The organism is Pseudomonas iridis, assembly GCF_017980685.1.
GTDB lineage: Bacteria > Pseudomonadota > Gammaproteobacteria > Pseudomonadales > Pseudomonadaceae > Aquipseudomonas > Aquipseudomonas iridis.
Genome location: NZ_JACXXO010000011.1, coordinates 170878 through 180938, shown reverse-complemented (window position 1 = coordinate 180938; position 10061 = coordinate 170878). Strand labels below are relative to the sequence as shown.

Annotated in this window: 7 protein-coding genes and 1 pseudogene; 3 read left to right on the top strand and 5 right to left on the bottom strand. The window is 58.2% G+C overall.

Annotated elements, in window-relative coordinates; all coding sequences use genetic code 11:
• Positions 1–133: 133 nt before the first annotated feature.
• The gene (locus IEQ42_RS18945; protein ID WP_210704655.1) at positions 134–382 is read right to left on the bottom strand and encodes a PulJ/GspJ family protein; all 249 of its coding nucleotides are present in this window, start codon (positions 380–382) and stop codon (positions 134–136) included.
• A 270-nt stretch (positions 383–652) separates the two neighbouring features.
• Between IEQ42_RS18945 and IEQ42_RS18940 the strand changes: the two are divergent.
• Together IEQ42_RS18940 and IEQ42_RS18935 are read left to right on the top strand one after the other, a co-directional pair.
• Positions 653–2113, top strand: a pseudogene (locus tag IEQ42_RS18940) (ATP-binding protein); the annotation flags it as partial.
• A gap of 48 nt (positions 2114–2161) precedes the next feature.
• On the top strand, positions 2162–5107 hold the full coding sequence (locus tag IEQ42_RS18935; protein ID WP_210704653.1) for an HD domain-containing phosphohydrolase: 2946 nt from the start codon (positions 2162–2164) through the stop codon (positions 5105–5107).
• On the opposite strand, the gene IEQ42_RS18930 is transcribed toward IEQ42_RS18935, so the two are convergent.
• Both IEQ42_RS18930 and IEQ42_RS18925 read right to left on the bottom strand, forming a co-directional pair.
• Positions 5108–5590 (bottom strand): GAF domain-containing protein, encoded by a 483-nt coding sequence (locus IEQ42_RS18930; protein WP_210704651.1) that lies wholly within the window; start codon positions 5588–5590, stop codon positions 5108–5110. It abuts the gene before it with no gap.
• A complete protein-coding gene (locus tag IEQ42_RS18925) occupies positions 5587–6477 on the bottom strand; it encodes an ATP-binding protein (RefSeq protein ID WP_210622902.1) in 891 nt (296 codons plus the stop codon). The genes IEQ42_RS18930 and IEQ42_RS18925 overlap by 4 nt, the downstream gene beginning before the upstream one ends.
• A 165-nt stretch (positions 6478–6642) precedes the next feature.
• On the opposite strand from IEQ42_RS18925, the gene IEQ42_RS18920 reads away from it, so the two are divergent.
• On the top strand, positions 6643–8964 hold the full coding sequence (locus IEQ42_RS18920; RefSeq protein WP_210704644.1) for a hybrid sensor histidine kinase/response regulator: 2322 nt from the start codon (positions 6643–6645) through the stop codon (positions 8962–8964).
• Here IEQ42_RS18920 and IEQ42_RS18915 read toward each other — a convergent pair.
• Entirely contained in the window at positions 8948–9409 is a 462-nt protein-coding gene (locus tag IEQ42_RS18915; protein ID WP_210704643.1) for a MarR family winged helix-turn-helix transcriptional regulator, read from the bottom strand. The two genes, IEQ42_RS18920 and IEQ42_RS18915, sit on opposite strands and share 17 nt — an antisense overlap.
• The gene (locus IEQ42_RS18910) at positions 9406–9891 is read right to left on the bottom strand and encodes a glutathione peroxidase (RefSeq protein ID WP_210704641.1); all 486 of its coding nucleotides are present in this window, start codon (positions 9889–9891) and stop codon (positions 9406–9408) included. The genes IEQ42_RS18915 and IEQ42_RS18910 overlap by 4 nt, the downstream gene beginning before the upstream one ends.
• Between the last annotated feature and the right edge of the window lie 170 nt (positions 9892–10061).

The window sequence follows — 10061 nt, the reverse complement described above, 5'->3', positions numbered from 1 at the left end:
ATCAGGAAGCGCTCACGGCGGGTCTGCTTACGTTTGCCGGCGTACTCAGCATCGGCGAAGGACATCTGTTTCATCGGGACTCAACCGTTCGATTCCTGTGAGGCGGGTATTTCACCAAATCTGGAAGTCTTTTTCAGAGTTTCCTTAGGGCAAGTGCGTTTCCGCCAGTGGCTAGTTGCTCAGTATCTTCGCTTGCAAACAATTGTTCGGTTTGAGAAAAAATTGTAGATAATTCTTTATTGACAGTTGAGGCGTTGTTTGCGTTGCGTGTACTTGAATAAAGTGCAAATATCCCAGCTACAACGGCGGCAAAGATGGCAAACCATATTAAAGCCTCAATCAGTGTTAATCCTTTATTTTTTGATGCGTATTTTAGTTTCATGTATTTATGTTTAATGTTATTTGTTTAATTTAACATATAACTTCAAATAAATTCACGCTTTAGCTTGACACCCAACAACAAAATGCTAAATTGATATTGTTTAGTGTTGTTATTAAACGCCAACTATAATGTTTTTTGTTGTTATTAAATTTAATAGTTGTTTGAAAAATCCGCCTTATGGCGGTTTTTTTCGTTCCGCATTCTGCCTTCAAAGTCATTTGACTGGTCAAAAAACATTCAGCGTGGCAGACTGCCAAGGATTTTCTACAAAAAGCTCCGTTCATTGCCGTGATCGGCATGCTCGAACTGACCCTCAGGCGCATGGACCAGCAGCATCCGGATCGCGCCTCGATAGACACCGCCTACCATTCGGCCAAGGATCTGCTGGGGCTGATCGGCGACATTCTCGACATCGCCCGGATTGAATCCGGGCGTCTGAGCCTGTGCCCGGAACGGGTCAATCTGGTTGATACGGTGACGTCTGTCGCAAGAATCTTCGACGGCCTGGCCCGGCAAAAGAACCTCGCCCTGCAAGTCATATTCAACCCGCCGGATCTGGCAGTCGATGTGCATCTGGACCCCCTGCGCTTCAAGCAGGTGCTGTCGAATCTGGTCAGCAATGCCATCAAGTTCACCGAGCACGGACACATCAGGATTACCCTGGACCTCATGAGCACGGACGCGCCTGCGCCTGCGTTGATGCAATTGACGGTACAGGACAGCGGCGTCGGTATCAGTGCGGAGGATCAGCAGCGATTGTTCGAACCCTTTGCCCAGGCGGAGAACAGCCATCAACTAGCCCGTAGCGGCGCAGGTCTGGGGCTGGTCATCAGCCGCAACCTCTGCGAAATGATGGGCGGCCAGCTGCAACTGAGCAGCCAGCCCGGCATCGGTACTCAGGTTTGCGTTTCACTGCCGCTGGAAACTTTTCCGGCGCAGGCGAGCACCGCCAGGGCCGAACCCTCAATCAAGACCTCACAGACACCCTTGCGCGTGCTGGTGGTCGACGACCACCCGGCGAATCGCTTGTTGATGTGTCAGCAACTGGAGTTTCTCGGTCATCACTTCAGCGTCGCCGAGAATGGTCGCAGCGGTCTGGAGCTGTGGAAGGATGGCGGCTTCGACCTGGTGATCGTCGACTGCAACATGCCCTTGATGAACGGCTATGACATGACCCGCGCCATTCGCCAGCACGAGCTGCAGAATCGCTGCCCACCCTGCACGGTGCTGGGCTTCACCGCCAACGCGCAACCCGAGGAAGTACAACGCTGCAAACAGGCCGGCATGGATGACTGCCTGTTCAAACCCTTGAGCCTGAGTCTGCTTGGACAGTGGGTCGACGGCATCACCCCGTTATCACCGACACCGGCATTCAGTTTGCAAAGCCTGAACATGTTGACCGGCGGAAGCCCCGTGCAGGCTCGGCGTCTGCTGGTGGAACTGCTCAAGAGCAGCCGCCTCGATCGTCAGGAGTTACTCACGCTGGCGCTGGAACATGATCGCGACGCACTGGCGGTGGTCGCCCACAAAATCAAAGGCGCCGCGCGCATTGCCCAGGCATCACGTGTGATCGAATGCTGCGATGCCCTCGAACACGCCTGCGCGCAGGCATTGGCAAGAGAAGAGATTGAACGTCGTTGCGAGGCGAGCAACCAGGCAATCCTCGAACTGGAGCAAGCCCTGCAGCAACAATTGGTTTTGTTCGATCAAGGCGCAATGAGCTTGCCTTAACTATGCTTAGGCGCTGAGCAGTGAGTTAAACGTCATGGAGAACCGGAAATGCCCAGCCCACTGCGCCCGGAACAACGCCGGTTCCCGCTGCACGTGCACATCAGCGTCATGTTCACGTTTCTCCTGCTGCTCACCGGCGTGGTACTGGGGTTGTTCAATTATCGCCAGACCACGCACATCATTCTGTCGAGCAGCGAGAAGCTGTTCAACCGGATCGAACAGGACGTGCGCCTGGACATATCCGCCACCTATCAACCGATCCGGCACCTGCTGAGCCTGCTGGGGGACTACCCAGCCACTCAGGCGTTGAACCTTGACCAACGCTTGCCGCTGCTCAAGCCGTTCAGCCAGTCACTCACGGATAACCCGAGTCTGGCTTCGCTCTATCTGGGTTATGCCAATGGCGATTTTTTCATGGTCCGTCCGCTACGCACTGCGGCCCTGAAATCGCTGTTCAACGCCCCCGACGCCGCGGCGTACCAGGTATGGAGCATTGAGCATGACTTGCAGGGCGCATCGCACTCGCAATCGCTGTTCTTTGATCAAACACTGACTCAGCTCAGCCGCAAGGATAATCCCGAAGACTCCTACGACCCGCGCAGCCGAGCGTGGTTCGTCAATGCCCGCCAGCAAACCGAACAGATCACCACCGAGCCCTACGTATTTTTTTCAACCCGCAATGTCGGCACCACGCTGGCCCGACGCAGCGGTGAACACGCGGTAATCGGCGCCGACATGACGCTGGCCGCGCTGTCTGCCACCCTGAGCAAACATGTGGTGACGCCGTCCACCGAAATTGCCTTGTTCGATGCGCAAGGCAACGCCGTGGCCTACCCCGACAGCAGTCGTCTGATCGTCGATGACAGTACCGCGCACCTGGTAAAAGCCGCCGACCTGAGCCCGAGCCTGCACGCGCTGCTGTCCGATGCCCCCACCGCCAATCGCCTTGAAGCCGATGGCCGGCAATGGATTGTCGCCCGCAGCAGCATTCAGGAAGGTGGGCCGCAAGGTTTGCAACTGGCCTTGCTGGTGCCGGAAGACGAACTGCTGGTCGATGCCTATCGCATGCGCTGGCAAGGCGCGTTGATCACCCTGGCTACGCTGCTGATGTGCCTGCCACTGGGTTGGCTGATCTCGAGGATTCTGGTCAAACCACTGCACGCCCTGGTCAAGGAAGCCGATGCGATCCGCAGTTTCGATTTCAATTTCCCCATGACCCGACGCTCACCGGTGCTGGAAGTCGACCAACTGAGCGTGTCGATGGCACGAATGAAAGACACCCTGGCGAGCTTCTTCCGCATCACCGATACCCTGGGCGCCGAAACGCGCTTTGCCCCGCTGCTGCAACGGGTGCTGTTTGAAACGGTACAAATCGCCCAGGCTCAGGCCGGGCTGATCTATTTGCGTGATAACGACAGCAGTCGCGTGGAGCCATATGGATTGATCATCGATGGCGCACCGCAGTTGTTGGAAACGTTCGATATCCACGGCCACGACCTGCAAACAAGCAGCGGCCCGGCGTGGTTCCAACAATTGGTCAGCGCCAACAATGTGGTGAGCAATCTCGGTGTCGATCAGGCGGGTGACCTGCAGCGAATCCTGCTGGCAATGGCCTCACCCCGCGTTCATCTGATCGGCATCCGCCTGCACAACCGCCACAACGAAACCATTGGCTTGCTGATCCTGCTGGTCAACGACAGCGGCACGCCGGCCGACATGGAAAAACTGCGGCCCGACCGCATCGCCTTCTTGCAAGCGGTGTCCGGCGCCGCTGCAGTGAGCATCGAGAGTCAGCGCCTGCAAGACAGACAGAAGCAATTGCTTGATGCGTTCATTCAACTACTCGCCGGCGCCATCGACGCCAAAAGTCCCTATACCGGTGGGCATTGTCAGCGGGTACCAGAGCTGACCCTGATGCTCGCCCAGGCCGCAGCGGCGAGTAACGCCCCCGCCTTCAGCACCTATCAGCCCACCGAGGATGAATGGGAAGCCCTGCACATTGCCGCGTGGTTGCACGATTGCGGCAAGGTCACGACGCCGGAGTACGTGGTCGACAAGGCCACCAAACTGGAAACCATCAACGACCGGATCCACGAGATTCGCACCCGCTTCGAAGTGCTCAAGCGTGATGCCTGGATCAGTTACTGGCAGGCGCTGGCCCTGGGCGGCGACGAACCCTCACTGGCTGAGCTGCGCGATACGAACCTGTCGGCACTGGACGAAGACTTCGCCTTTATCGCTCGCTGCAATCTGGGCAGTGAGGCGATGGCAGAGGCCGACCTGCAACGGCTCGACAAGCTTTCCCGAATCACCTGGATGCGCACACTGGATGACCGTCTGGGCGTTTCATGGGAAGAGAACAAGCGTCAGGCACGCACGCCCGCGCCGACGTTACCGGTCAGCGAAAAACTGCTGGCGGACAAACCCGCGCATTTGTTTGAACGCGACGAAAACGAGCTGATTCCCGAAGACAATCCGTGGGGCTTCAAGCTGGATGTACCGCGCTACAAATTCAATCGTGGCGAGCTGTACAACCTGAGCATCTCCCGTGGCACGCTGACCCGCGAAGAGCGCTACATCATCAATCACCATATGGTGCAGACGATCATGATGCTCAGCCATCTGCCCTTCCCCGGCCACCTCGACAGCATTGCCGAAATTGCCGGCGGCCATCATGAAAAAATGGACGGCACCGGCTACCCGAAACGTCTGAAACGCGAAGAAATGAGCCTGCCGGCGCGAATGATGGCAATTGCCGATATCTTCGAAGCGCTGACCGCTGCGGATCGCCCCTACAAAAAAGCCAAGACTTTAAGCGAAGCCCTGGGAATCATGGCGACCATGAGCCGCGAGGCACACATCGATGCGCAGCTGTTTGGCTTGTTCATCAACGAAGGCGTCTACATGCAGTACGCCGTGCGTTTTCTCGACCCACAGCAGATTGATGCCGTGGACCCGGCCAGCCTGTTGCACAAGGCTGGCCTCGACGCATGATCAGCAGTCGGTCAAGCGCAGGAAAATCGCCGCCAGTTGCTCGATGCCGGCCTGATCGTGCACACCAAAACGGGCGAGCTTGGGGCTGTCGAGATCGAGCACACCGATCAGGCGACCGTCCTTGACCAACGGCACCACCAGTTCACTCTCCGACGCACTGTCGCAAGCGATATGGCCGGGAAACGCATGAACGTCCTCAACCCGCTGCGTCTGCAGAGTGGCCGCAGCAGCGCCGCACACACCGCGACCAAACGGAATTCGCACGCAAGCGATCTGCCCCTGAAACGGCCCCAGCACCAGCTCTTCGTTGCGATTAATGTAAAAGCCGGCCCAGTTCAAATCATCGAGCTGGTTGAACAGGAACGCCGAAAACTGCGCGGCGTTGGCGATAAAGTCGCGTTCGTCCGCCAGCAGTGATTCCAGTTGTGCGGCCAACATGCCATAGCCTTCGAGGCCCTGGCCGCTCTGTTGCAAATCAATCATGCCTTGTGCTCCAACAATTTCAGTCCCACCCAGTATCGGGCGAATTGGTACGCGCAACGTCCGTTGCGATTGCCGCGGCCGGTGGCCCAGCGCACGGCGAGAATCTCCAGTTCCTCGTCGCGTTGCCAGTTCAGGCCCGCCTTGGCGGCCAACTGGCCGATCCAGTGCTCGACGACGTTCAGGAAGTGTTCTTGCGTAAACGGGTAAAACGACAGCCACAGACCAAACCGGTCCGACAGCGCGATCTTGTCCTCCACCGCTTCGCTGGGGTGCAGTTCGCCGTCGACGCGCTTCCAGTTTTCGTTGTCGCTCTCCTTCTCCGGCACCAGGTGGCGACGGTTGGACGTCGCGTAAAGCAAGACGTTGTCCGGTGCCTGCTCCAACGAACCGTCGAGCACGCTTTTGAGGACGCGGTAATCGCCTTCGCCGGATTCGAACGACAAGTCATCACAGAACAGCACAAAACGTTGTGGCAGTTTGCCGATCTGCTCGACCACCCGTGGCAAGTCGGCCAGATGGTCGCGTTCGATCTCGATCAGGCGCAGGCCCGCCTCAGCGTGTTCCGCGAGCAATGCGCGCACCAGCGAGGATTTACCGGTGCCACGCGAGCCCCAGAGCAAGGCATGGTTGGCCGGCATGCCATCGAGAAATTGCCGGGTGTTGCGCCCCAGCTGTTCCAGTTGACGGTCGACGCCGATCAGATCGGACAAGCGCATGTCTAGGCTGACTTCCAGCGGCAGCAGGTACCCGCTGCGTCCGTCACGCTGCCAGCGCGCCGCCAGGCAAGTGCCCCAGTCAATTATCGGGCGCGTTGCCGGCAACAAGGGTTCGATACGCGCCAAAACCGACTCGGCGCGTTCAAGAAAAGCATTTAATCGGGAATCCACGTCTTTTCCTCGGGCACGTTCACAGTGATGATGGCGATACAGCGACGACACGCAGATGAAATTCCCGCTCCGTGCCTTGTTACAAGGCGATTCGGGATCCTCGGTATCGATGCATGATCGACTATGCTTGAGCAGCGAAGGGAAACGAAAGTGGTTCAACACCCCATGGATATCAAATTCACCCACCGGCTGTCGTACAAGCAAGCCAGGCTTACCGTGCTGGTCGGGTTCATTCTGGGCACGCTGCTCAGCCTGCTGCAAATCGGTATCGATTATGCCAGCGAAGACGCCTCTATCAACCGTGAAATCCTGTCTTTGCTGGAAATCAGCCACAACCCGGCATCACGCATCGCCTACAACATCGATGCCGAACTGGCTCAGGAACTGACGTTGGGGCTGTTGCGCTCACCGGCAATCATTTCTGCGCAACTGACCGACAACAACAATACGGTGCTCGCCAGCGTCAAGCGCCCGGAGCTGCAAAGCGGCTATCGGGTCATCAGTGACTATCTGTTCGGCGCCAAGCGCCGGTTCGAAGATCGCCTGTATCTGGATCATCTGCCCAACGAATCACTGGGCACCCTCAAACTTGAGGTCGACACTTATGCATTCGGCAGCCGCTTTCTGCGCCGCGCCGAAGTCACTCTGCTCAACGGCTTCGCCCGCAGCCTGCTCCTGACCGGCATCCTCCTGGCGCTGTTCTATGTGATGCTGACCAAACCACTGGTGCGGGTGATCCGTGAACTCAGCGGGCGTGATCCGCGCAGTGTCGAGCCCACCACACTGGAATGCCCGACCGGGCACGCCAACGATGAAATCGGCGTGCTGGTCAAAGTCGCCAATCAGCAATTCGAGAACATCGCCACCGAGATCCAGCAGCGACGCAATGCCGAAAACCGTCTGACCGATTATCTCGGCCAACTGGAAAACATCGTCTCGGCGCGCACCGTCGAGCTCAAGACGATCAATGCCCGACTCAGTCAGTCCAACGAAGAACTCGAAGTCGCCCGCAGCACCGCACTGGAAATGGCCGAAGCCCGCTCGGCGTTCCTCGCCAACATGAGCCATGAGATCCGCACGCCGCTCAATGGCCTGCTGGGGATGATCGCCCTGTCGCTCGACGGACCGCTGAATGCCGAACAGCAGCAACAGCTGTCGATCGCCCACGACTCCGGCAAGGTGCTGGTGGAATTGCTCAACGATATTCTCGATTTGTCGAAGTTCGATGCCGGGCAACTCGAACTTGAACACATTCCGTTCGATCTCGGCTCACTGATCGAGGACACCGCCAACCTGCTGTCGCAAAACGCGGCGCCGAGCGTCGAGCTGACGTGCCTGATTGATCCGCATTTTCCGGCGCTGGTTCTGGGCGATCCGACAAGGGTTCGGCAGATCGTCAGCAACCTGCTGTCCAACGCGCTGAAATTCACCCGTTTCGGTCGGGTGGATGTGCGTTTGTCGGCTTACAAGGAGGGTGTGCGTATAGAAGTTTGCGACACCGGCATCGGCATCGCGCAGGAAGCCCAGCTGCGTATCTTCCAGCCATTCACCCAGGCAGGCGCCGGCATCACCCGCCAATACGGCGGCACAGGGCTGGGACTGGCGCTCACTTACAACCTCTGCGAAGCAATGCAGGGACGCTTGACCATCAGCTCAGAGATCGGCTTCGGCAGCCAGTTTTGCGCTGAATTGCCTTTGCCCTGCCATACCCGAGCGCTGGCCCAGCCGCCCCTGCACGGCAAAATTCTCGCCATCACCGCTACCAGCAGCGGTCTGGCGGAGTTGCTGAAGAGTCTGTTGCCGGTGTGGGGGTTGGCCTACGAACAACGCACCATCGACGATTCGCTGCTGGGTGTTACGCCCGATGTGGTGATCACCGATTGCCCGGAGTGCCTGTTCGGGCTGCGTCCGACACTGGTCGCGCCAATCCTGCTGGTGACCGCCTACGGCAGTTTCCTGCCCAGTGAAGAGGCGGCGGCCCTCGCCCCATTGCAACAACAAGCGCGGCCTCTGGCGCGCAATGCGCTCTACCAGAACCTGCGGCGCACCCTGCAACCTGAAGTCGCTACCCTCAACGCCGCGCAGCTCGAACCGTCGACACTGGTCAAACGCGCGAACGTGTTGCTTGTCGAGGACAACCCGGTCAATCAGCTGGTGGCCAAAGGCATGCTCGGCAAACTCGGCTGCGATGTCATCGTCGCCGCACATGGCGCCGAAGCACTGGATCAATTGGAGTACCACGAGTTCGACCTGGTGTTGATGGACTGCAACATGCCAGTGATGGACGGCTACGAAGCTAGCCGCCAGATTCGCCAGAGCGGCCGCTGGCCAAACCTGCCGATCGTTGCGCTGACCGCCAATGCCATGTCCGAGGAACGCGAGCGCTGCCGGGCTGCCGGCATGAGCGACTATCTGGCCAAACCGTTTCGCCGTGAAGAATTGGCGGCGCTGCTGGATCAGTGGATCCCGACTAGGACAGCGCCTTGATCTGCACGAGCAGTTGATCAAGACCGTTGCGCAGTTCGTTGAGCCGGTCCAGGTCCACCCCGCTGTCGCAGAGCAATCGGGCCTTGAGCGGCCCGACCTGATCACGCAGCGCTTGGCCTTGCGGCGTCAGGCTCAGATGCACTTCCCGCTCATCGCGCGCCGAGCGCTGACGCTGCACGAGTTGCAACTGCTCCAGACGCTTGAGCAGCGGCGTCAGCGTGCCGGAATCCAGCGCCAGACGCTCACCCAAGGCCTTGACCGTCGGCTGCTCCGGCGCGGATTGCTGCCATTCCCACAACACCAGCATCGCCAGGTACTGCGGATACGTGAGGCCGAGCTGATCGAGCATCGGCTTGTAGCCACGAATCACCGCCCGAGACGCGGCATACAACTTGAAGCACAACTGACTGTCGAGCTTCAGCGAATCAAGGGACTGGCTGTTCATTTGAGCAGGGCTTCGATCTCGCGGCTAAGATCCTGCGGCTTGGTCGCCGGGGCGAAGCGCTTGACCAACTGGCCATCCTTGCCGATCAGAAACTTGGTGAAGTTCCACTTGATGCCTTGGGACCCGAGTACGCCCGGGGCACGTTTCTTCAATTGCACAAACAGCGGGTGGGCGTCAGCGCCGTTGACGTCGATCTTTTTGAACAGGGGGAAACTGACACCGAAATTCAGTTCGCAGAACTCGCTGATCGCGCCCTCGTTGCCCGGCTCTTGCTTGCCGAACTGATTGCACGGAAAGCCCAACACCACCAGACCTTGATCCTTGTAGGTCTGCCACAGCTCCTCGAGCCCTTTGTATTGCGGAGTGAAACCGCACTTGCTGGCAGTGTTGACCACCAGCACGGCTTTGCCGGCGTAATCGGCCAGGGTTTTCTGCTCACCTTTGATGGTGGTGCACGGGATATTCAGCAGGTTGTCGCTCATGAAAAAGTCTCCGCAGATAGTCGAAGGGCAAACATAGCGAGCAATTAAATTGCGTGCAATTTAATTAATGGGATTACCCCGTGTAGGAGCTGCCGAAGGCTGCGATCTGTTGATCTTTAAAATCAAAAGATCGCAGCCTTCGGCAGCTCCTACAGAAACATCAATCAAAC